Genomic DNA, 23,479 nt, shown 5'->3' on the forward strand with positions numbered 1-23,479 from the left:
AAGTTAAAAAAACATTTCAAAACTGTACTATGGTTCTTTGCCTTTTTAGGAATTAAGCAAGTCTTGCAGGGCCGCCGAAACAGATTCAAATGAGTAGGTAAAATCGGTTGTTTTAGCAATTCTATCATTAACTACGTAATTGCTTCCGAGCACTACATCTGCCATTTGACCAAACAAAATTTTTAAAGCCAAAGAAGGAACGTTTGGAAGCCACAGAGGGCGTTTTAACACTTTAGCTATCTGACTTGTTAAGTCTTTATTGGTCACAGGGGTTGGGGCTACTGCATTGTAAATACCATTCCATTTTTCATTCTCTAGGGCTTCAATGTACATTTTACATAAATCCTCAATGTGAATCCATGATACCCATTGCTTGCCGCTACCAAGCGGGGAGCCGACTCCCCAGCGAATGGGGGCGGCGATTTTAGGCAATGCGCCTCCTTCTTTACTCAACACCACACCCACCCGGAATTTAGTTGTTCTGACCCCTACATTATGGATGAGTTCAGAGGCGTTTTCCCACGACCGTGTAACGTGTGATAAAAAATCTGTGCCAGAGCGGGTTTCTTCCGTTAAACGAATATCGCCAGTATTTGCCCCGTAAAAACCCGTTGCGGAAGAAGATACAAAGGCTTTTAACTTATAGGGACGTCCTTGCAAGTGACGGGCAATCAGCTCAATGCTTTGGGTACGACTCGTGATAATTTCCTGTTGCCGCTCGCGCGTCCAACGTTGATCGGCAATTCCGGCACCCGCTAAGTGAATCAGATAATCAGCTTTGGCCAAGGCCTCCTCTTCGATTATTCCTTTGGAAACGTCCCATTTATACACCTTCACATTGGGAACAGGTTCTTTTTTTCGACTTAGGTAAGAGACTTCATACCCCTTTTCTAGTAAAAGTGTGGTAAGGTGGCTTCCTATCATTCCGGTGCCTCCCGTAATTAAAACAGTTTTTGACATCTTTTGCCTTTTTTACATGAGTTGAAAAGAGTACTAACCTATAAACTAAATATACGCCCAAAAAGTGGTACAGACCCGAAAAAAATACCGTGAAATAAGCGCGGGACTTGTATTGAAGGTTTTGTACTCAAGAAATTGATGAAGTAAAAAGCATGCATATTTTGAACGTGTATGGTGAAATTTGAGTGTTTTTTGCAGTAATTAATTGATATAGAATGATTTGTATGTGATTGTGTTGCTATTGTATTCTTGCAAAGCATAATTGTATGGCATGTTTTTTTTAATTTGTATAGTTTGGCATTATCCTTGTCCAATTTGTTTTATAATATAATAGAGTAGGGTATTTTGGCATTAGCCTCACTTCTTTGGAGTGAGGCCATGTTTTTTTATGGGGAGGAAGTAATTGGAGCGAACTTTTAAAATAAGTTAGTTTGTTGCTAATTATGGACTTAACAGCCTTACTATGTCATTTAGACTCATCTCTGATTATCAACCCACGGGAGACCAACCGCAGGCTATTGCCAAATTAGTAGAAGGAATACGTGAGGGAGAGCGGGCCCAAACCCTGTTGGGGGTGACAGGTTCGGGAAAAACCTTTACCGTAGCCAATGTGGTAGCGCAACTGGATCGACCCACTTTGGTGTTGAGCCACAATAAAACCCTTGCTGCTCAGCTGTACGGAGAATTCAAGCAGTTTTTCCCAGACAATGCTGTCGAATACTTTATCAGTTACTACGACTACTACCAGCCAGAGGCGTATATTTCCACCACCAATACCTATATTGAGAAAGACATGGCTATCAATCAGGAGATTGATAAGTTACGCCTTTCCACGGTTTCGTCTTTGATGTCGGGGCGGCGTGATGTGCTCGTGGTGGCGTCGGTGTCGTGTATATACGGCGCGGGCAATCCCGAAGAATATCGCAAAAGCATTTTGCGTGTTGGGGTGGGTGAAATCATGAGCCGAAATCAGTTTTTGTTTCGATTGGTTGAAATTCTTTATAGTCGTACCGAAGCGGAGTTTGCCCGGGGAAATTTTAGGGTTAAAGGAGATACCGTCGATATTTATCCCAGCTACGCTGATTTTGCGTATCGCGTTATATTCTTTGGCGATGAGATTGAGGAAATTCAACGCATTAATCCCACCAACGGCAAGAAAATCTCATCCGAAAAAATGGTGGCTATTTTCCCCGCCAATTTATTTGTAACGGGTCGAGAGGTGCTCTTGAACGCCATTCACGAAATTCAGGATGATTTAGTGGCTCAAGTGCGTTATTTTGAGTTGGAGGGCCGACACATGGAGGCCCAGCGCATAAGGGAGCGTACGGAGTTTGACATGGAAATGATGCGCGAACTTGGGTATTGCTCGGGCATCGAAAACTATTCGCGGTATTTTGACCGTCGTAAGCCTGGAGAACGCCCTTTTTGCCTGATTGATTATTTCCCAGAAGATTTTCTGCTCGTGGTGGACGAAAGCCACGTGACCATGCCCCAAATCAGAGCCATGTGGGGAGGCGACCGCTCGCGTAAAGAATCTTTGGTCGACTTTGGATTTCGATTGCCAAGCGCGTTGGACAATCGTCCGCTTACTTTTCAGGAATTTGAAGAATTGGCTGGACAGTCGGTGTTTGTGAGTGCTACCCCCGCTGATTACGAATTACGCCGAACAGACGGCGTAGTGGTGGAACAGATAATTAGACCAACAGGCCTGCTTGACCCTGAGATTGAAGTGCGGCCGAGCATCAACCAAATTGATGATTTGTTGGAAGAAATTGATAAGAGAGTCAAACGAAACGAACGTGTATTGGTGACTACACTCACCAAACGGATGGCCGAAGAATTGAGCAAATATTTGGAACGCGTTGGAGTAAAGGGGCGCTACATTCACTCCGAAGTAAAAACCCTCGAACGGGTTGAAATCCTGCGTGATTTACGCTTGGGGGCGTTTGATGTATTGGTCGGCGTAAACCTACTTCGCGAAGGGCTAGACCTCCCTGAGGTATCTTTGGTGGCCATTATGGATGCCGACAAAGAAGGTTTCCTCCGTGATATTCGTTCGTTGATTCAGACCATTGGCCGGGCAGCACGTAACGAAAACGGCAAAGTGCTGATGTACGCCGACCGAATGACGGGCTCAATGCAAAAAGCGATTGATGAAACCAACCGTCGTCGAGCTATTCAATTGGCTTATAATGAAGAACACGGCATTACGCCCAAAACCATTTTCAAAAGCCGGGAAGCCATTATGGAGCAGACTTCGGTGGCAGATTCCAAAGGTTCTGGAAAACGGTTTTATGTGGAGCCGGATGAGATTCGAATTGCAGCCGACCCCGTTATTCAATACTTGGGCAAACCCGAAATTGAAAAACTTATTGCCGAAACCCAGCGCAAGATGGAAATTGCGGCCAAAGAACTCAACTTTTTGGAGGCGGCCCGTTATCGTGATGAGATGTTGCAGCTAAGAGAAAAATTGAAGAACTAAGATTTCGAACTTACTATCCCCGATGTCATCCAACGCTGCTTTCGCCCTAACGATTGTTGTTTCAGCCGCTGATATTGACGAACTTAATCACGTCAATAATGCCGTCTACTTGCAATACGTGCAGGAGGCGGCCATGAGCCATTGGCAGCACGTAGCCACGAAAGCACTTCAGGATGAGGTAGTTTGGATGGTACGTCGGCACGAAATAGAATATTTGCGGCAGGCGGTATTGGGAGATACGCTCCTCATTAAAACGTGGGTAGGCCAATACACCGCCGCCACTTGGGACCGGCATTATGAGATTTATCGGGCCAGTGATAATCGGTTATTGGTCAAGGCCATGAGCGTTTGGGTGCCGCTCGACCGTCAAACCCACCGCATCAAACGCCTCGAAGGGGCGCTGTTAGATTCCTTTTTGGGGTGAGGTGAGTGCATTGTATTTGCACCCCTGAAATTTCTTTATGAACTTTCGGCAAAATACAAGGGTATATGCCGAAATATGAAGTAGAAATTACGCAATATGCAGAAAGACAATTTAAGAAAATTGACCGGAAGCATTGGAATAATCTGCGTGAGGCAATTGTGGCATTAGGAGAAGACCCTCGACCCTTTGGATATAAAAAGCTGAAAGGAAGAGAGGCGTATCGAATTCGAACGGGTGACTACCAGGTGATTTATGAGATTTTTGACAAAAAACTTATTGTATAGGTAATAGAGATTGGACACCGCTGGGAAATTTACGATTGAGGGGTTTCCAATTCTTTGATAAAATGTTCGAAAGTTCGTTTTTGCCCAGCATTTTTCTTAGCTCGGTCGTATGCTTTGATTTCTGCTAATTCTTCTAATTCATGCATTAATTTTTGATATTGTTTCATGGTTAAAAAAACACCCGTTTTTTTTTCCTTTTCGTCTGTAATAAATTGTACACTGCTCATAATGTAGGCGTATTTTAGACAAAAATAAGTAGAGTTATTACATAAAAGTATGATGAACCCTGAAATTCTTCACCCCGAACTCCTGTTTCAAACCGCGCGCAGCGGCGGAAAAGGCGGGCAGAATGTAAATAAAGTCGAAACAAAAGTTGAACTGCGCTTCGATGTCGCCAATTCATTGCTTTTGTCGGAAGAAGAAAAAGCCCTTTTATTGGAAAAACTCGCTAACAAACTGACTAACGAAGGCGTATTGGTGCTGTATCATCAAACCGAACGTTCGCAGTTGGGCAACAAAGACAAAGTGATCAAGAAGTTTGACGCCCTGATTCACAAGAGTTTTGAAAAGCCCAAGCCCCGCAAAGCCTCCAAACCAACGGCCGCGTCGAAAGAAAAAAGATTACAGACCAAACAGCGAGACGCGGAAGTGAAAGCCATGCGTCGGAAAATATCGGAATAAATGATGAGTGATTTTAATTTTGAAATACGGCCTTTAACAGATATTTTACGAATAAAACACCTTGGTTATCAGACGTATATGCCGCATTATGCGCATTTATGGTACAACGCCGAAGGAATGGATTGGTATTTACACAAATGTTTTAATGAATCACAACTCGCCCTTGAGTTAGCCAATCCTGAGGTTTCTTATTATTGTATTCAAGTAAATGGGGAAGATGCGGGTCTGCTCAAACTCGTCAAAAATAAAGCGCCGCTTGACCAAAACCCGCAGCAGTGTCTTTACCTAGAAAAAATCTATTTTCTGAAGTCGTTTACGGGCTTGGGGTTGGGCCAGAAAACCATGCGTTGGGTATTTGAAAAAGCCCATCATGCCGACTTTGAGCTTGTTTGGTTGATGGCGATGGACTCTTCGCAAAAAGCCATTGAAAGTTACAAAAAAGCGGGATTTTCGCTGCTTGCGCCTTCTCGTCTCGACGACATTGAGTTCAGTCGTTTGAGATCAGAGCTTCGGGGAATGGTGATTCTTGCCAAAAAAATATAGCACGCTTTTTTTAAGAAGATTTTTTGTGGAATTTATTTCTCAACTCATAGGGGAATATTTTACCCCTTTTTACTCGAATGGAGACCGATAACGGCTTGACAAGCTGGTTGGGCATTTATCAGATGACCGCGTGGGTTTGGGGTATACTAAACAAAAACTTATCTTGCGGCATGGATATTCGTGATTACATTCGTTTAGCAATTTCAGAGGATGTGGGCGACGGCGACCACACTTCTCTTTCTACCATCCCCCGCGACGCTGAGCGCCGCGCCCGTCTATTGGTCAAAGAAGACGGCATTGTTGCGGGAGTCGAGGTCGCCAAAATCATTTTTGAAGAAGTTGATCCGTTGTTGCAGGTAGAGCTTTTGATGCAAGATGGACAGGCCATTCAAAAAGGAGATATTGTTTTGACCGTCAGCGGCGATGCACAGGCTATTTTAAAGGCGGAGCGCTTGGTACTCAATACGATGCAACGTATGAGCGGCATTGCCACTTATACGCGTTCGCTCGTAAATATGTTGGATGGATTGCCAACCAAGCTCCTTGATACCCGTAAAACAACCCCTAATTTTCGGATTTTTGAGAAAATGGCCGTCAAAATCGGGGGAGCGGTCAATCACCGGTACGCGCTTTATGACATGATTTTAATCAAAGACAATCATGTAGATTATGCGGGGGGCATTGAGGCGGCCATTACGCAAGCCAATGATTATCTGGCTCGTACGGGACGAAAACTGCAAATCGAAATTGAAGTACGAAGCCTCACCGAGCTGGAAGAAGCCCTGCGAGTGGGTCGTATTCAGCGCATTATGCTCGATAATTTTAGCCTCGAAAACCTCCGCACTGCCGTAGAGCGGGTAGGAGGGAAGTACCCTACCGAAGCCTCGGGCGGTATCCGGGAAGATACGATTCGCGCCGTTGCCGAAACGGGCGTTGATTACATTTCATGCGGCGCACTTACCCATCAAATTAAAAGCCTTGACTTGAGCCTGAAGGCGTATTGATTAGCTTTTGTATAATCTAAAATGGGAGGATTTTTATCAAGACTTATTGATAAAAATCCTCCCATTTTGACTTTCTGTTAGAGGGGATATATTACCTTTGAATCGAAGTGAAAAGAAGGTAATATGTTGAAAATCAGGCTGATAATTCGTCTTTTTGTGCCTACTGGTTGATTGGAAAGCTAAGTCCGACGTAGAGCATTTTGGAGCGCAATCGAAAACGTCTATTGTCGTCTATGAGGATATTGTTTGTTTTATATTCGCTCACTGCCAGTAGGTAGCTTACCTTGACCGCAACTCGTTCTGTAATACGCAAACGGGCAAATAACTCACTGTTTAGCGTACCTTTTACATGGTCTTGGGGGAATTGAATCGCCAAGCCAGTGGGGCGAGCTTCTTGGTAGGTTTGGTGGAGATTTAATGAATCTACTTTATTGAAACCCGACGAACCCAAATAAAAGCCAGAACGGCGTGTTCCTAAGGCAAAACCTAAAATGTCGGCGTTGGCACCAAGGTCTAATCGGTTGAATAACGATAACTGAAAACCTAGATTAAAATTAAAGGAAGTGATGGATGTTTTGAGTTGAAGTGTGTCAATATTCTTCATAATTATAGGCGCATTGATGGCCAATCCAGACTTTCCCCGGGTTAGTTCTGATGGGGCAGTTGTGTAATCTAACGTATTGGTTTTCAGATGAGAACCTCTCACTCCCCAACCTACTTGGAAAATGCCTTTGCTATCGAGTTTGAGGTATTGATTGTAAAGAAAACCGATATTTAATGACTTATCTTTCCAAGCAACTCCCACATCCATTCTGGTTTGGATTGGATTAAACAACTGAGCTAATGATGTTTTAGGAAATAATGATAAATAAGTACATACTAATAAGGATAAAAATGCTTTATATCTCATTTTTGGGCTAATTTTGGTTGGTTTGCTAATAACATTACGTGCAAAAGAATATGTTTATTATTGAATCACAAAAGTTCGAGTGGTTATTTTTATAAAAAACTAAAAAAGCCAGAGGCAACTGCCTCTGGCTTTTTTTCCTAACCTAACCTATGAGAAAAAATCTTGCACCATTGAGATGCTGATTCAACCAAACCCGTTACAAATGTCGTGCCTGATGATTAAATATTTTAGCGTAGAAATACCTGTTTTTCAAAAAACACAAATTTAGTTTCTTCAATTATCCAACGGTTTGCATATCTATTACCCCTTCTTTAGCTTGCGGCATTGTTTCACTTTTTTAATCCCTTTTACCAACATGCCAAAAATTGCAGGACGCTTTTTTTCAAAAGCAGAAATCGACAAGTACCGTGGCGAATTCAAAAAAAAACATCAGCCCTTAGCCCACGAGCCCAAAAATCCAGATGAAAACCGACAGGCAGAATACTTTAGCCGCGAGATTTTACAACAACTCCTCGACACTGGCTGCGACGGCCTGCGTATTTACTACGGCGTAGCGCCCGAAACCAACGGAGAAATTGACCCCGCAGGCACAGCCATGATGCGCCGCCTGTTTCTGGTGCCCGTAAAGATTGACGAAAAAGGCAACGGAAGAGATTTTCAGTTTAAAGCTATCAAAAATACTTCGGGTGAGAAGGATGGAATTCCAGGAGATGGCGGTGCTGGAGGGGGATTGCCTTGTCCTGGATTTTGTAATCCATAAAATTTTATGATTACTTTATTTCTTGCATATTTTGCTGATTTAAGTATAATCATACCGACAATTATTGCAATAATTAGGAGGGGCTATTTTAGTACTGATATTTACAAACTAATAGGTATCTATGGTTTTTTAACACTACTGAGAAATACAGTTACCCTTGTAATGAATCAGTTAGGAGTGTATAATATTTACATCTATAACTGGCATAATTTGTTGGAGTTTATTCTTATTGCAATCATTTACAAGATTGCTGTAAAAAATCACTATTTCAAATATTTAGCAATTGGGGGCATTCTTATTGTAATATGTACCGCATTTTTGGATTACAATACACTACTTAATGCCAAAACAAAAGACTTTAATCAATTTTCCTACAACGTATCAGGCTTTATTGCAATCGTTTTTATTCTTTTTTACTTTTATCAACTTTTGAAAAGCCTCCACGTTCCTAATTTGACAAGATACCCTTTGTTTTGGTTTAGTGCTGGTGCTTTACTTTATTATGCCGGTACCATATTTTCTTATATTTTTATTGAAACTACTTTTAACAGTACTATTGAATTGAGGCAACAATATTGGATGATTGATGCAGTGCTTTCCATTGTGTTCAGTCTATTTCTGTGTTTTTCCATTTGGTACATGAAGCCAGCAAAGGATTAAGTATAAAATAGTTAATTCACAGCTTTTATAACTTGAACTAATCTGTTAACTTAAAACCAACCAACTTTCATGAAAAAAATGCTTACTACCCTCTGCCTTGCGGCGTTTGTATTGGCCTGTCAAAAAGATCAGGATGTGAATGTTACACCTCAAAAAACATTGCTGACAGCCGAAGAAGCGCGCGTAGCTGCGAGTATTGGTACGTTAGTGCCCTTCAAAGAGGCAAAAGCCCAAATGGCCGCCTTCCAAAAAACAAGCCCCGATGAAATCCGAGGAGTAGCCTTTGGGAAAGACGTTATTGAAAAACTAATGAACCAAAAAGGAGTAGTGGGGTTGCGATTTTATTTCACAAAAGATAATGATGGTAAAAATTCATTGGTGTTTGTAGGCATTGATAAAGATGGAAGAGACATTACGTCGCTTGCAAATGCCCGCACAACCGAGGACGGCGGCGCAGGTGGAAATGCCTATCCTTGCCCAGGATTTTGTAATCCTTAAGGAGTGCATCAATAGGGGTGAGTGTCAACTTTGCCTGATTGTTCCGTTTTTTATACCGAGCGAGTCACTCGCTCGGTTTTTTTGTGCCGTTAACTAAAAAAATAAAGCGTCCCGAGTTTTTCTACGTATTTTTGAGCGGCTCATATTACAGTCATCTAGCCCGGATATGGAATCTCCCTATGTCATCATTATCGGGACGGGCATCATGCTGATTATGGCAATGTTCATTGTGCTGTTTGTGATGTATTATCAACGCAAGCAGATTGAACAACAGATGCGCGTCAAAGACATGGAAGCCGAATTTCAACGCAAGCTTCTGGAGGTTTCTATGGCTTCAACCGAAGCCGAGCGCCGGCGCATTGCTCAGGATTTGCACGATGATATTGGGGCGTTGTTGTCGGTTACAAAGTTGACATTCAATGCTTTATACGGTCAGCTAGGCTCCAAAGATCAAGCCGAGCGGCTCGCCAAACAGGTACGAGAAGCCCTCGACGAAACCATCAGCCACGTGCGGCGCATCAGTCGCGAACTCGTGCCTACCACGTTGGAGCGCTTTGGGCTGCCAGCAGCGTTGCAGGAATTTGCAGCCAAAAGTATCGGCAGCCATACGGTTCGGATTACGTTTGGCTACTCGGGAGACGAAAATATACGTTTGGAGCCGAAAGTAGAACTGATGCTGTACCGGGTAGCGCAGGAACTTATCAACAACGCGCTCAAACATTCAGGCGGAACCAACGTTCACGTTCAGCTGTCGTTACCGCCCGAGACCTTTGGCTTGGTTGTAGAAGACAACGGCCACGGGTTTAATTTGCAAGAGGCCCACACGCGTCCTTCGCCGGGGTTGGGGCTAGACAGCATTGAAGGGCGGTTGCGGGTTATCAACGGAAAGATTAATTACGAAACAGGTCCCCAAAAAGGTTGTCGTGCGGTGGTAGAACTCAGGCAGCTGGTGCTGTTTGAGAAAGCAAAAAAACGAGACGTAGAAAAAGCACAATAAGACGACTGTAGCAGATAAATACAAAGTGTAACAAATCGGATGGAAAAGATTAAACTCGTAATAGCAGATGATCATAACCTTTTCAGAAAAGGGATGACGGCTATGTTGAATCAAATCGGTGATTTTGAGTTGATTGGGGAAGCCGCCAACGGCAAAGAATTGTTGGATCTGCTGGCGCGCGTCACGCCCGACATTGCCCTGCTGGACCTTCAAATGCCCGTAATGGATGGGGTCGAAACGACCGAGCACATTCAGTCGCAGTTTCCACACGTCAAAGTGATTATCGTTTCCATGCACGAAGAAGACCGTTTCATCATTCACCTGCTTGAAAAGGGCGTCAACGGTTATCTGCTGAAAGACTCCGAGCCGGGAGAAGTCGAAAACGCCATTCGCCGTGTGATGTCTGATGGTTTTTATTATAGCGATTTTGTGTCTAAAGCCTTGCACCGCAAAGTAATCACGCGGGCCACGCCTCCAGCGCCGCTGTTTAATAGCAAAGTACAAATCTCTCCGCGCGAAATGGAAGTATTACAACTGCTCTGCGAGGGCCTTTCAACGCTAGAAATCAGCGAAAAGCTATTTGTGAGCCCCCGCACGGTGGAAGGCCACCGGCTGCGGTTGTTGGAAAAAACGGGCACCAAAAATACTGCGGGGCTGGTGGCATACGCGTTCAAAAACGATTTGCTTTAGCCCCGGCCAAGACGCTACCCGATGGCTTCGTTGAGGTCGGGAAGGCGTCCGAGTTGGTGCAGATTGGCAATGTGTGAGCGCAAAGCCACCCCAAACGACGGATTTTCTAGATAAGGAATCCCAAATTCTTCGGCGGTTTCTTTGACAATCGGCGCCAATTCTGGGTAGTGAACGTGCGCGATTTTGGGGAAAAGATGGTGCTCTACCTGAAAATTCAGTCCGCCTACGTACCACGAAAGCCATTTGTTATGGCGCGAGAAATTGACGGTCGTGTTCAACTGGTGAATGGCCCAATCGTTTTCGATGATGCCTTTTTCGTTAGGAAGCGGATGACTCGTTCCTTCTACCGCGTGGGCAAGTTGAAACACCGTGGTTAGAATCACGCCGCCTACAAAGTGCATCACCAAAAATCCAAGGATTACTTCGCCCAATGGCAGATGATAGACCAACGTGGGTACGCCGATAATAATGGCAAAATAAACAACTTTAACCAGCGTGATTCTGAGCAGTGTCAGGGCATTTTCTGCTTTGGTCCCTTTATTTACGCCGCTTCTGGTGAACCCAATGAACTGAATATAGTCTTTGGCCAATACCCAATACAGTGTCAAAATTCCGTAGAAAAAAAAGGCGTATACCCACTGAAGCTGATGGAAGGATTTGACGGGTGTATGTGGCGAAAATTTTAACACCAATTTATCATTGATATCCTCGTCGACGTGCACCACGTTGGTGTACATGTGGTGTAACACATTGTGTTGCAGGTTCCAATTGAAGGTAGAGCCGCCCAGCATATTGAGGTAAATATTACCAATCCAATAGTTTGTTTTGGCGTTTTCTGAATACGCGCCGTGGTTTGCGTCGTGCATTACGCTCATTCCCAGCCCCGCTAATCCCAGCCCCATAATAAACCACAACACAAGGCTGATGCCGAGGGGAGGTTGCAACCATAACAAAACGATAAAAGGAAGTAGATACATTGCCGTCAGAACGGCTGTTTTTATAATCAGCGTGCCATTGGCGTTTTTTGAGAGTTGACGGTCTTGAAAATAGGCATCGACTCTTTTCTTTAACGTAGGGAAGAATTGGTTTTTGTCTTTGTTTACGAATCTAATTTGCGTTTTTTGTTTCACTTTTCATAAGGTTAGGTGAATTGACTGGTATTAGTGACGTAAAAATAAGGACGGTAGGCTAAAATTTCTAACGATTAATAAAATAGCCTTTTACAATTCGGTGAAATGTCATTGTTATTTGTAACATTGCGGACTAAATTGTGTTCGTAATGTCAAATGTTAACATTGTAAGATTGGTAATTTTAACTGGTAAAAAAATGAAAAAGATTCTGTTGATTGCTGCTTTAAGCATTTTTTGGGGGTATACTTGCGAAGCACAGACCGTTTTGCCTGATAAGCGTGAAATTGATAAATCAAGTTTTGAAGGCTTATATGTAACGACAAAAATCGAAGAAAAGTATCTTGGTAAATATTGGGAAGAATACCTCAAACAGTATGGTAAGGTAAGCAGCTCACGGGGCGGGGTGTATCGGGCACCTAGTGCTAGTATACCTAGTATTTCATCCTCGCCCATCAATTTAGCGAGTCAGGTGAGCTCAAAAAAGGGGCTTTCTCAGGTGTTTATTTACCTCGATTTGGGCAATGGCTCGTATGTGACGCAGGGCACCAAAGGATACGCAGAAGCCGAAACATTTCTGAAAAGATTTGCGGAAGACGCCATTCTCTACGACGACGCCCGGGTAGCCGAAGAAGCCATGAAAGAATCGGAAAAGAACTTTAGCAAACTGACGCGCAAGGGCGAAAGTCTTAAAAAAGACATTGAAAAAACCGAAAAAGAACTCGCTAATTTGCGTAAAGATCTAGAAGTCAACGTAAAAGACGTAGCTACCTCTCAGACGGATTTGGAAACCAAGAAAAAGACGTTTGAAGACGCAAAAGCCAAAGTACCTACCAAACAATAAATCTTGGGTTATTCTTTGTAAAAAACGCGTTTGACTCGCTCACTGATGCCCGTCAAAAGTTCGTAAGAAATGGTTCCGATTTGATCTGCCAATTGTACGATTGGCAGGTCATTTCCAAAAATAATGACTTCGTCGCCTTCCTGAACTGTGACGCCCGTTGCGTCTACCATGGTCATGTCCATGCACACATTGCCAACTACCGGGCACAAAGCACCGTTGATAAGTACTTTGCCTACCCCCTTGCTAAAACGGCGGTCAAAGCCGTCGGCGTAGCCAATGGCAATGGTTGCGATGGAGGAGGCTTTCTCTAAAATTCCGTTGCGGCTATAGCCGATTGTTTCGCCAGCGGGGAGGTGTTTTACCTGAGAAACCACCGTTTTGAACGTACCGATTTGCTGCAAGGCCCGTTGTTCTAGCCGATTGACTTCTACGCCATAGAGGCCGATTCCCAACCGCACCATATCCAGTTTATAATCTGGAAACCGCACGATTCCCGCCGAATTGAGAATATGGCGCAGTGGTTGATAACCCAAAGCCTGTTCAAGCAGCGAAGCCCCCGAAACAAAACGCTCGTATTGTGAACGGGTAAATTCATTGTGAATGGCTTCATCTGCTCCCGCCAAATGGCTAAAAACTGAAGCAACTTTTAAAGTCGGGAACTGTTGTAATTTATGAATCAGCAATGGCAAATCAACTTCCGTAAAACCTAGCCGGTGCATACCTGTATCAAGCTTGATGTGAATCGGCACCTCCTGCATTTCATCTTTAACCTCTTCTTCCGTTGTAGGGCCCGAATACTGAAAACTGAGCCATTCGTCCAGGATTTTGTGGCTGTAAATCTCAGGTTCAAGTTGATATTCAATGAGTTTCTCAAAAGTAGAAGGCGATGGGTTCATGACCATAATGGGCAATTCAATGCCATTTTGGCGCAGTTGAACCCCTTCGTCGGTGTAGGCCACGGCCAAATAATCAACCCGGTGAAACTGCAATAATTGAGCTACTTCGGCGCTGCCGCTACCGTACGCAAACGCCTTGACCATGACCATAATGCGTGTGTCGTTGCCGACGCGGTTTCGGTAAAAGTTAAGGTTGTGCGTCAGAGCATCCAAGTTGATTTCCAACACGGTTCCATGGACTTTTTGCTGTAAACGGTGTACAATTCGCTCAAACTGAAAGGGCCTGGCTCCTTTGATAAGTACCAATGAATCTCGGAAGGAGTGGGTAGATAATTTGGCAAGAAAGTCATTAGTTGTCGTAAAATATTGGGCTTCCACCTTAATGAATTGGGCATTTCGTTTAAAGGCTTCGCCGATGGCGATGAGTTTTTGAACGCCCTTTTCGTGCAGTAAAGTGTTGATTTGGGTATACAGTTCGTCCTCTTTTTGTCCCGTTTGCAGCAAATCAGACAAAATCGCTACTTTTTGGGTACGCTGTTCTTGTTGGCTCAAAAAATTGAGCGCAATCGTCAATCCTACAAGGTCGTTATTGTAGGTATCATCAATTAAATAGCAGTTGTTAATCCCTTCTTTCAGCTCAAGACGCATGGAAATGGGCCGTAAACGCCCTATGCGTTGCCTAATTTCAGCCGAAGGAATGCCCAGTGTAAGCAGTAGAATTAGGCAATGAATGCAGTTTTCTACCGATGCTTCGTCGGTAAAAGGAACAGCAAAAAGTTGGTTATCGTAGGTTTCAACGGCCGATTTTAGCACCACGTAGGTTTGTTCGGTGTCTTGATGCCACTCGGCCTGAATCAGGCAGTTTTCGCTTGAACCCCAGCTGATTAACTCGCATTTTGGATTAACGGATTTTAAAATAAGGTTAATCTCTTCGTCAATATCCGTGTAATCGGCGCGATAAATGAGTTGGTTACATTGGGTAAAAAGGCGCAGCTTTTCGGTTACTTTTTGCTTCCGACTTCTAAAGCCCTCATCGTGAGCAGAGCCGATGTTGGTGAATATGCCGATGCTGGGCTGAATGATTTCCTGAAGTGCCTTCATTTCGTGAATCTGCGAAATCCCCGCTTCAAAAATCCCCAAGGTATGGGTATCGTTCATCTGCCATACCGACAGCGGCACGCCGATTTGTGAGTTATAGCTTTTGGGACTTTTTACCGTTCGATAATCGGCACTGAGCAGTTGCCCCAGCCATTCTTTGACGATGGTTTTGCCGTTACTCCCCGTGATACCTATGACTGGTATGTCAAATTGAGCACGGTGGCGTTTTGCTACGTTTTGTAAGGCTTTTAAACTGCTATCTACGCTCCAAATTCGGGCGTTTTCAAAAGACTCAATGGTGGCTAAGAGCTTATTGTCGAGGCTTTTTTGTTCAATCACAAATTGGCGAACGCCTTTTTTGTACAGTTCGGCCACGAATTGATGTCCATCGTGGCGGGCGCCGTTGATGGCAAAAAAAATGGTTTGCTGGGGAAAAACTAACTGCCGGCTGTCGGTGAGCAAATAGGCGGCGTTGGTATCAATCTGGGTATTTTGGAAAATCGTTGCGGTCATTTTTATTCTAAAATTTCCGCCAAAAATAATGTTTCTGGTTGAAGTTATTCGCTTTATTGTCAGAATGTCATGAAAGGGAACTCTGACCAATAGGCTTAATAAGCATTGCTTTTACTTTCCAAGAGGTCCCATTTATTGCCGTATAAATCCTGAAATACTACTACCCGTCCGTATGGCTCCGACCGTGGTTCTTCCAAAAACGTTACCCCCTGTGCCTTCATATTTTCGTAGGTTTGCCAGAAGTCATCGGTGTACAAAAACAGGAAAACACGTCCTCCCGTTTGGTTTCCAATGTGTTGTTTTTGTTCGTCCGTAGCGGCTTTGGCCAAGAGTAAGCCAGCGCCTTGCGCATCAGAAGGGGCAACGATTACCCAGCGTTTTTCGGGTGTGAGCTGAATGTCTTCGAGGAGGATAAAACCTAATTTTTGGGTATAGAAGAAGATGGCTTCGTCGTAGTTGTTGACCAATAGTGTAAGGTGTCCGATTCTCATGCGTTAAATTAATTGAACTTGTTGTTCTAATACCGCAATCGTCCACGAAAAGGTTCAACGGTAAGACTGTACGAAGCTAAAAAAACTTTGCACAGTGCTCCATTTTCTAACCTTGTTTTTTAAAATCCTGACTGTCGCGCGTGTTTTTCTGCACGGCGATGGCGCCAAACATACTGAGCAAAAAAGCGAAGGCATAAAAGCCCTTTTCGCTAGGCAGCATGGTGGCATTCCAAAGCCCGACGGCCAAAAGCGTAACGGCCAAAATGGTGGAAAACCAACTGATGCCGTAGTAAATATCGGTGACGGGGACACCCTCCAAACGGTCGCGGACGCATTTTTGCACCGATACGGCGGAGAATAATCCGTACATAAGAATCGTAAAATAATACCCTTTTTCGTTAAGTAGCATTTCGGCTCTCCAAAGTCCGATGAGGTAACCTAACATTCCTGCGCCCAATGCCACCCAAGAGGCACCGATAAAAGCACTTGACGGTTTTTGATACATGGCTGTTGTCATTTTGTTTTTTCTTTACGTGAAATTCGTGGGACGAAGTTTGAAGAAAAACTTAAAATGGCCAACTAAACACCTGATTTTCTGACGTTCTACTTATTTTAAGGTCCATTCTGAAAATGCCCCTTAAAATGCAGTTGTCTCAAACGGTAAGTCCGAGAGAATGAGAAGGAAGGCGGGGGGCTACGGATTTATTTTTTTTAGTACCACCGAAAGCTCGTAACTTTCTTTAATAGATTGCTTTTCTTCGGCGGTCAGAACGATGTCGCGGTTGAATTTTCGGCCTTCAAAACGCACCTTTACGGGTTTGGAAGTGGAATCAGCAATGGCTTGAATAATGCCATTGTCGCCCGTTTCGCGGTAGTATACATTTTCCCAAAAGGTATCGCCCGCGTACTGCTGCTTATTGTTCTTGTTGTAGGATTCAATTTTTGGACTGCTTAAATACAGACTTCCCACTTTCACTTTAATATGGGTGTGAAAAATCCAATCGTTACCGTAAAATTGCGACTCAAGGTAGATAAATCCGTCTTCGCGTACGTGGGCTTTCAGGGTTTTGCGACCGGCGGCTTTTTTACCGAAATTCTTGTGTGAATACCAGCCTTTGGTTTGAAAATCATCTTTTGCAAAAGTGAAATTGTCGGCCATTTTGGCGAATTTTGTCTTATAAAAAGCTCTCTCAGCGGCGCGCTCTGCGGTGATATTGGGCGCTTTAACCGATGCGGCGGTGTCTATGAGGTCTGCATCTTTGTTGGCTGATTCAGCCGTTGGGATTTCGGAAGCGGAATCAGTAGGTGATAAAGGGGTGTAAACACTCCTTACAATCAACAGAATACATACGGCAAGTGAAATAACAATAACAGTTATGACCGACGAATTTATTAAGTTTTTTGGGCGAGGTTTTGAGTTTTTCATGTTGATTCCCTGCATATCTATGGAATGAAAACAGAGGTGCTGCCGTCAGTCAATAGCCAAACTGTTTTGTGTTTGTTTAGTTACAAAAGTAAAGAAACTAAAAACACAACGGGGAGAAAGTTATCAAAATGAGAGAGAGGGGTTTTTAAGCGCTATATAATGGCTTTATTTATCGTTGAAGAATGACCACACCTCGGTATTCATGAATCGAATTGTCGTTGCGAATCTTGTACCGAAACACATAAGGATAGGTGCCTTCTGGCGAAAGTGTCCCATCTACTTGCCCGTCCCATCCTGGATTTTCGTTTTCATTTCTTTTAATAAGTTGCCCCCATCGGTTATAGATGTCTAAACAAACGGGTTGACCACTGGCGACAAATAGAGAGAAAACATCATTGATGCCGTCTCCGTTGGGAGTGAAGGCATCGGGAGCATATACGTGCGGAGGACAATAGGCGTTGACGCTGATGTTGCGAGTAGCAGTGCAACCGAATGTATTTGTGATTTTTACCTTGTAGACTCCCAATGCTGAAATCGCAATAACAGGTGTACTTTCACCCGAATGTTGCCACTGATAGGTTAAATCTTCCTCTAGTCCACCCGCTTCAATTTCTTTGTCCAAACATACCGTTTCAGTGGTTTTTATTTTGGGTAAAGGGTTGATAATAACCTTGATAGAGTCAACGGTTTCGCATACCGATTGCTTGGTGGTTAAAGTATATGTACCTGACTTTTCGGGTTTAATCGTTCGGGCATTCTCCCCTGATGACCAGCGGTAAGAAACGGGGTTGGGGGCATTGGTCACGGTGGGCGATAATTCGATGGGGTCACCCTCACAAATGGTGATATTGCTACCCAATGTTACTTTTTGCAACTCGACTACGTTGATGGAGCGCGATGAGCTACAGCCTTGGGGGGTGGTAACCCTAACGTGGTAGCTACCCGCTTTATCAACGATCAATGAGGCATTTTTGGAGGAATTCGGAGCCCAGTCGTACAACAGATTTTCGCCGTTGGCACCTGCTTGAAGTTCCAAAGTTGAAGATGCAAGGCAAAAACTTTCATTGGTTCTCATGGCGGGTGATGGGTGAATGATCACATTGAGTGTGTCTTTGGTCACGCACTGCGTTTGCGTATTTTCTACGAAAACAATGTATTGTCCGCTTTGGCGTACGGTTACTTTGTTAGCATTGACGGTTGAATTGTCGAGGAGTTTCCACTTATATGTATCCCAATTTGGGCTGATTGGCGCAATCAGCGTAAGGGTGTCGCAGGAGACAAGTGATTTTTTTTCAAGTTTGTATGATTGGGTAGGTGGAAATACGACACTTAACTCTTTCTGAACAAAACAGGAAGTGTTATCGGAATAAAACATTTTCAGCCTATACTTTTGAACACCATAGCCTGCAACCGTCAATGTATCTTGCGATTCCTGTTCCCGTGGAATATCATTGCCTATCCATTGAAACGGTGCATTAGCATTGGCTTTCAGCAATACGTTGTTGCAATTGGCGATGGTAAATTCAGGATTTGCATTTAAAAATTCAACATCAAGTTCCTCGGACCTGATGGTGTCTTTGTTGCAACTGCCTACTTCATTTACAATGACCTGATAGCTACCCGATTGGGCTGGTGTGATACTTGTTTGAGTAGCTCTATGTATTGGTTTTCCATCCAAAAACCACTGATAATGCCAATTACCGACCCTGGGAGCAATATCTGCCTTCAAAGTTATGTCCTTGCAAGTTTTTCCAACACTACGAGATATAAATACCCTTGGTTGGGTGTTGAAAGGCGCAGAAATGAAGTTAGGAAGGCCAATGCCGCTTTTTTTGCCACCTAAACTGACCCCGTCCTTGATAAATCCGCACTCCGTGCCTTTGAGGGTTGGATTGTTGATAACAGCCAGATGATTATGTCCGTTGATGGCTACATAAATTTTATTATCAGGCCCCAATTGTAATGCTCCAAAGTAAGAATCCGCGATTTTTCCTACTGATGTCTTGGATTGCAGTACAGCCGAAGCAGAACCAGCAGTGATGTCAAACTGATATATTTGTTTACCATCTACAAGGGTCCCCGCCATGTAGAGATAGTGGTTGTCGGCCGAAAACTCCAACCCATACGTGGGGTGAAATTCGGGATGACGTATCAGCATTTGATTTGATACGATGCCCGTATTTGGGTTAAAATCAAAGAGTTCAAACGAATCACTGAACAATGCAATGGCGATTTTTTGACCGTTGGGAGACGCTTTTAAATGTCCCGCAGGGCCTTTTCGGGCGCCAATTTTACTTTCGATGAATTTTCGATTTATGCCTTCTTTCGTCAATTTAAAAGCTTTGAATGAATTAGTACCGAGTTCATTCGCTAAAATCCAATAATCTATAGAATTACAATGTTTTATAACCGTCAGACCTTCTGATGAATTGGTAAGTAGGATATTGTTTTTTGAAACAAGACCTCCTAGCCCTTCATTTAATTGCATATCTACAATAGAATACTGTAATATTTTCTCGCCTCCCGAAAAATCAATCGAAAAAACATAGTAAATATTGTCCTCTTCGGGTAGCGGTACGATGGTTGCCGATTGGGTAGTGGAACTGTGCCCCCCTAAATCTACCGCTCCTGGAACAACCAGGTGTTTTTTATTGCGGATTGTACTTCCATCGGTATAAAACAACAAATTTCCATTGTTGTCGCTGATACTTGCGCAACCTTCCCACGTGCTTATTATTCCCCCTGACAATGGCTTGGGAGTGCCATCCATAAAGCTGATTCCTGCATTGTACCCAAAATACCAATTAGCTGCCCACTTTTTGGGTTGGGCAATTAAGAAAGAGGTACTCAGAAGAAAAAAGTAGGGGATAAAAAATATCCCTTTCAGCATATTGTGAAAGGTCTATTAATGTAAAATGGCGTTTCTGTCCTTCGAAAAGGCACAGGAATTGTGCGTAACGGAAGCGGGTTCGTTAGGTTTTTCATGATAATAAATTTTCAAAATAGGGTAAATTGATATATAAATATACCAAAAGGTTTTGCAAAAGTTTATATAAATAATCAGATATGCAACACTTTAGCTGTAAAATATCGTAAGAGTATATAATTTTTTTTTAAATGGATATACTTACGAACAAAATAGGATGAAAATATGCCTAATGGGAGAGGAAAAGGGGTTTAAAGGTATATATATAATTATATACTTATTGGTTAAATGTAGCTTAAGCAATCGGGATGTTTATTGAAAGTAATTCTTTCTATCTAAGTTTGCAGCCAAACAAACCCATTCAAGAAGAGATGATAAATCGTTATTTTAGTCCCATTTTACTTATTTTAACAATTACTGAATTTTCATTTTCACAAATTTCTACCCCCAAAAAATCGCTTGAATTAGACACATTGTACCTCAATGAAGTCATTGTTTCAGCTTCGCGTACGGCCGAACCCATCATGGAAACGCCCGTCACGGTTGAGCGTGTTTTAGGCACGCAGCTGCAAAAACAACCTTCTTCTGAGTTTATTTCATCCTTATCGCGGCTCAAAGGTGTCGATGTGAGTCAATCAAGTTGGTTGATTACCAGCTTCAGTACGCGGGGTTTTAACAGCTCAAAAGCCGAGCGCGTAATTCAGCTGGCCGATTACGTTGACGTGACCTCTCCCACGGCGTCGTTGTATTACGGAAACTGGGTCGGCATCGGTGAGCTGGACTTAGAAAGTTCAGATATTGTGTTTGGAGCCAACTCGGCGCTTTATGGCTCCAATGCCTTCAACGGTGTGTTGCTGATGCATTCCAAAGACCCTTTTAAGTATCAAGGACTCTCGGCTTCTTTGCGCGGCGGAAACCGTTCGATGATTGACGGACAAATTCGCTACGCTAAAGTGCTTGGAAATAAAGTGGCCCTAAAATTCAACGCCAACTATTTTGAGGCCGACGAATTTTTATCATCCAATGATACCGCCATCAAACGCGTTACTTCGGGCGGTTTGGCTGGCTCAGACCCGGTCAATAATGCGACTGGAAACCCCGCAGGATGGAATGCTGTGAATCGGTACGGTGATGTAGGGACCACGGTCAGTAACCCTGCTTTGACTTCGCTCAACAACAATGCCGCCTACCGCATTTATACCCAAGGCTATACCGAAGCAGCAATGGCCAATTGGTCCGAATCGGCAGGAAATCCGTTTAAATTATTCAATAATGGCAACTACAAAGCGGGAAACTATCGGATCAATCCTTCGCTCCATTGGCAAATCAACGCCAAAGTTCGGGCGGTGTATGAATATAAATTGGCGGTCAGTAACGGTATTTTTCAAAGTACCAGTCGATACGCCCAGCGCGGAATGAAGTATGATGTACATCGCATGGAGTTAAAATCCGATAAATGGTTCATAAGAGCATACACTGTTTTTGATTACGGCGGCAAAGCTTACGATTTGAACTCCCTCGCGGGCGGCCTTCTAAACGCCCCCATGGCTTCAGGAACCCAAGCCAACGGAAGCCGCTACCCTACCTTTGCGTCTAATTACTATTCGCTTTGGAATCAGGTATTTACGGCGGCTCGTACCAACGGGCTTTCGGCTGGGGCGTCGGTTCCGAATGTATTTGCCGCTAATCCAAACGGCGGTACTCCATCGGCTTATACATTGCCGCAGGCCATCGCCGGTGGGCAGAGCATCGAAGCCGCACAGGCATTGGCGTCGCAGTTGGCGGCGGGGGTACAGTTGCCAGTCGGAAGTCCTCATTTTAATCAGCTTCGCGAGCAGATTGTTAGTGGTGTAGGTTTGATTGACGTAAACGGAACCAAGACGGTACGGGGGGCGGCTTTTGCCAATACGGCCCGTTTTTGGGATATAAGCGCCCAGCGCGAATGGACTATAAACAAGCTCAATGTCATAGCGGGGGCCTCGTACCGGACGCATTTGCTGCAATCAGCAGGAACGCTGTTTTCTGACGGGCCTAATTCGCCCATTTCTGCCAACACCAACGATATTCTACGTCGCGACCGCATTGTAAACTGGGATGGTGGGGCGTATGCGCAACTTCGGTATGCCGTATGGCAAAATCGCTTGAAATTGGCGGCAGCGGGTCGTTTTGACCGCTTTCGTAATTTTGGCAGTCGGTTTTCTCCCCGTATTTCGGCCGTGGTATCGTTGGGAGAAAATCGTCAACATAATTTTCGGGTAAACTACGCGCAGGCTTACCGTCAGCCCGCGCAGTTAGATCAATTTATCTACCTTGATTTTGGGACGCTGTTGGTGGCTGGAAATGTTGAAAATGGCTACCAAGGGCTAAACGCTGTTTCAGCATTGCCGAATGGACAAGCAAATCCTGATTTCCTAAAACCTGTTACTATAAAAAAAATTACTCCTGAGCAGGTCAATACGTGGGAAGTTGGCTACAAAGCACAGCTTATCAAAGGGTTATACGTTGATTTGAGTTATTATCGGTCGTGGTACAATGATTTTATTGGTACTCTTCGGTTTTATGGCCGTGAAGATGGCGTAGTACCAACGGGCGCACCGCTGCCAACCGCCAGCGGCGATTTTGCCAAACCCACCACTGACCGTACTCGAGGCCGTTTGATTCAAACGTGGGCCAATGCCGACCGTCAAGTACGCACACAAGGGCTGATGGGAAGTGTTGAGTATTTTTGGCATAAAAAGCTTAACCTGAATGCCAATTATACATGGTCACATATCAATGAAGACGATGTGCCTGGTTTGATTTTGGGCTTTAATACCCCCGCGCATAAAGTGAATATGGGAATCAATGGAGAGCCATTTAAAAATATAACTTACGCGGTCAATTATCGGCACATCAGCGGCTATACGTATTTTATGCCCATTGATGAAGGCTACATTGATGCCTTCGGAACGGTAGATGCGCAGGTAAATTATCGTTTGCCAAAACTAAAAAGTAACTTAAAAATTGGAGGTACTAATTTGTTGAATGCCAATGCCGTGCAGGTATACGGAGCGGCTTCTATTGGCCGCATTGTGTATCTTGGCTGGACGCTTGAAGGCCTATAAGTTGATCTAACGGTTAAAAAAAATATGTTAAATTAGAGCAAGGATATTTGTTTTTTAATGCTTACTAACTGCACAGCGTACAGAAACAATGTCCTTGCCCAATTAATAGTCTTTTTTATCATAAAACAATGTCTTTTATGATTTAACGGTTTGGGGAAAT

The 23,479-nt window shown here is 43.8% G+C and carries 22 protein-coding genes; 13 read left to right on the forward strand and 9 right to left on the reverse strand.

Annotated elements, in window-relative coordinates:
- Positions 1–45 precede the first annotated feature (45 nt).
- On the reverse strand, positions 46–960 hold the full coding sequence (locus tag DR864_RS01805) for a TIGR01777 family oxidoreductase (RefSeq protein WP_114065337.1): 915 nt from the start codon (positions 958–960) through the stop codon (positions 46–48).
- A gap of 463 nt (positions 961–1,423) precedes the next feature.
- On the opposite strand from DR864_RS01805, the gene uvrB reads away from it, so the two are divergent.
- From uvrB to DR864_RS01820, 3 genes are all read left to right on the forward strand, one after another.
- Entirely contained in the window at positions 1,424–3,442 is a 2,019-nt protein-coding gene (gene uvrB, locus DR864_RS01810) for an excinuclease ABC subunit UvrB (protein ID WP_114065338.1), read from the forward strand.
- A 22-nt stretch (positions 3,443–3,464) separates the two neighbouring features.
- On the forward strand, positions 3,465–3,866 hold the full coding sequence (locus DR864_RS01815) for an acyl-CoA thioesterase (protein ID WP_114065339.1): 402 nt from the start codon (positions 3,465–3,467) through the stop codon (positions 3,864–3,866).
- Positions 3,867–3,931: 65 nt separating this feature from the next.
- Positions 3,932–4,150, forward strand: coding sequence for a type II toxin-antitoxin system RelE family toxin (locus DR864_RS01820; RefSeq protein ID WP_114065340.1), 219 nt, complete (start codon positions 3,932–3,934; stop codon positions 4,148–4,150).
- Positions 4,151–4,179: 29 nt separating this feature from the next.
- On the opposite strand, the gene DR864_RS01825 is transcribed toward DR864_RS01820, so the two are convergent.
- A complete protein-coding gene (locus DR864_RS01825) occupies positions 4,180–4,377 on the reverse strand; it encodes a hypothetical protein (protein WP_114065341.1) in 198 nt (65 codons plus the stop codon).
- Positions 4,378–4,426: 49 nt separating this feature from the next.
- Here DR864_RS01825 and arfB point away from each other — a divergent pair, with 49 nt between their 5' ends.
- The 3 genes from arfB to nadC all read left to right on the forward strand — a co-directional run bounded on the left by arfB (position 4,427) and on the right by nadC (position 6,378).
- Positions 4,427–4,831 carry an alternative ribosome rescue aminoacyl-tRNA hydrolase ArfB gene (gene arfB / locus DR864_RS01830; protein WP_114065342.1) on the forward strand — a complete coding sequence of 135 codons (405 nt, stop codon included), beginning with the start codon at positions 4,427–4,429 and terminating at the stop codon, positions 4,829–4,831.
- Positions 4,832–5,374, forward strand: a complete 543-nt coding sequence (locus DR864_RS01835) for a GNAT family N-acetyltransferase (RefSeq protein WP_114065343.1) — start codon at positions 4,832–4,834, stop codon at positions 5,372–5,374.
- 170 nt (positions 5,375–5,544) lie between these two features.
- Positions 5,545–6,378, forward strand: coding sequence for a carboxylating nicotinate-nucleotide diphosphorylase (gene nadC, locus DR864_RS01840; RefSeq protein WP_114070113.1), 834 nt, complete (start codon positions 5,545–5,547; stop codon positions 6,376–6,378).
- Between the two features lie 160 nt (positions 6,379–6,538).
- On the opposite strand, the gene DR864_RS01845 is transcribed toward nadC, so the two are convergent.
- A complete protein-coding gene (locus tag DR864_RS01845; RefSeq protein WP_162793506.1) occupies positions 6,539–7,288 on the reverse strand; it encodes a hypothetical protein in 750 nt (249 codons plus the stop codon).
- A gap of 355 nt (positions 7,289–7,643) precedes the next feature.
- Here DR864_RS01845 and DR864_RS01850 point away from each other — a divergent pair, with 355 nt between their 5' ends.
- The 5 genes from DR864_RS01850 to DR864_RS01870 all read left to right on the forward strand — a co-directional run bounded on the left by DR864_RS01850 (position 7,644) and on the right by DR864_RS01870 (position 10,893).
- Entirely contained in the window at positions 7,644–8,048 is a 405-nt protein-coding gene (locus tag DR864_RS01850) for a hypothetical protein (protein ID WP_114065345.1), read from the forward strand.
- Between the two features lie 6 nt (positions 8,049–8,054).
- Positions 8,055–8,708 (forward strand): hypothetical protein, encoded by a 654-nt coding sequence (locus tag DR864_RS01855; protein ID WP_162793507.1) that lies wholly within the window; start codon positions 8,055–8,057, stop codon positions 8,706–8,708.
- A 69-nt stretch (positions 8,709–8,777) separates the two neighbouring features.
- On the forward strand, positions 8,778–9,206 hold the full coding sequence (locus tag DR864_RS01860; RefSeq protein WP_114065347.1) for a hypothetical protein: 429 nt from the start codon (positions 8,778–8,780) through the stop codon (positions 9,204–9,206).
- A 166-nt stretch (positions 9,207–9,372) separates the two neighbouring features.
- Complete coding sequence (locus DR864_RS01865; RefSeq protein ID WP_114065348.1) at positions 9,373–10,203, forward strand: sensor histidine kinase; 831 nt, start codon at positions 9,373–9,375, stop codon at positions 10,201–10,203.
- Between the two features lie 39 nt (positions 10,204–10,242).
- Positions 10,243–10,893 carry a response regulator transcription factor gene (locus DR864_RS01870; protein ID WP_114065349.1) on the forward strand — a complete coding sequence of 217 codons (651 nt, stop codon included), beginning with the start codon at positions 10,243–10,245 and terminating at the stop codon, positions 10,891–10,893.
- A gap of 14 nt (positions 10,894–10,907) precedes the next feature.
- On the opposite strand, the gene DR864_RS01875 is transcribed toward DR864_RS01870, so the two are convergent.
- A complete protein-coding gene (locus DR864_RS01875; RefSeq protein ID WP_114065350.1) occupies positions 10,908–12,023 on the reverse strand; it encodes a fatty acid desaturase family protein in 1,116 nt (371 codons plus the stop codon).
- Positions 12,024–12,220: 197 nt separating this feature from the next.
- Here DR864_RS01875 and DR864_RS01880 point away from each other — a divergent pair, with 197 nt between their 5' ends.
- Entirely contained in the window at positions 12,221–12,865 is a 645-nt protein-coding gene (locus DR864_RS01880) for a hypothetical protein (protein ID WP_162793508.1), read from the forward strand.
- A gap of 8 nt (positions 12,866–12,873) precedes the next feature.
- On the opposite strand, the gene DR864_RS01885 is transcribed toward DR864_RS01880, so the two are convergent.
- From DR864_RS01885 to DR864_RS01905, 5 genes are all read right to left on the reverse strand, one after another.
- Entirely contained in the window at positions 12,874–15,372 is a 2,499-nt protein-coding gene (locus DR864_RS01885) for a bifunctional UDP-N-acetylmuramoyl-tripeptide:D-alanyl-D-alanine ligase/alanine racemase (protein WP_114065352.1), read from the reverse strand.
- A gap of 95 nt (positions 15,373–15,467) precedes the next feature.
- Positions 15,468–15,863 carry a VOC family protein gene (locus DR864_RS01890; protein WP_114065353.1) on the reverse strand — a complete coding sequence of 132 codons (396 nt, stop codon included), beginning with the start codon at positions 15,861–15,863 and terminating at the stop codon, positions 15,468–15,470.
- 106 nt (positions 15,864–15,969) lie between these two features.
- A complete protein-coding gene (gene yiaA / locus DR864_RS01895) occupies positions 15,970–16,368 on the reverse strand; it encodes an inner membrane protein YiaA (RefSeq protein ID WP_114065354.1) in 399 nt (132 codons plus the stop codon).
- A 189-nt stretch (positions 16,369–16,557) separates the two neighbouring features.
- Positions 16,558–17,289: a hypothetical protein gene (locus DR864_RS01900; protein WP_162793509.1), complete on the reverse strand. Its 732-nt coding sequence runs from the start codon at positions 17,287–17,289 to the stop codon at positions 16,558–16,560.
- A gap of 169 nt (positions 17,290–17,458) precedes the next feature.
- Entirely contained in the window at positions 17,459–20,179 is a 2,721-nt protein-coding gene (locus tag DR864_RS01905) for a T9SS type B sorting domain-containing protein (RefSeq protein ID WP_114065356.1), read from the reverse strand.
- A 407-nt stretch (positions 20,180–20,586) separates the two neighbouring features.
- Here DR864_RS01905 and DR864_RS01910 point away from each other — a divergent pair, with 407 nt between their 5' ends.
- The gene (locus DR864_RS01910; protein WP_229599494.1) at positions 20,587–23,319 is read left to right on the forward strand and encodes a TonB-dependent receptor; all 2,733 of its coding nucleotides are present in this window, start codon (positions 20,587–20,589) and stop codon (positions 23,317–23,319) included.
- Positions 23,320–23,479: the final 160 nt, after the last annotated feature.

Source organism: Runella rosea, assembly GCF_003325355.1.
Taxonomy (GTDB): domain Bacteria; phylum Bacteroidota; class Bacteroidia; order Cytophagales; family Spirosomataceae; genus Runella; species Runella rosea.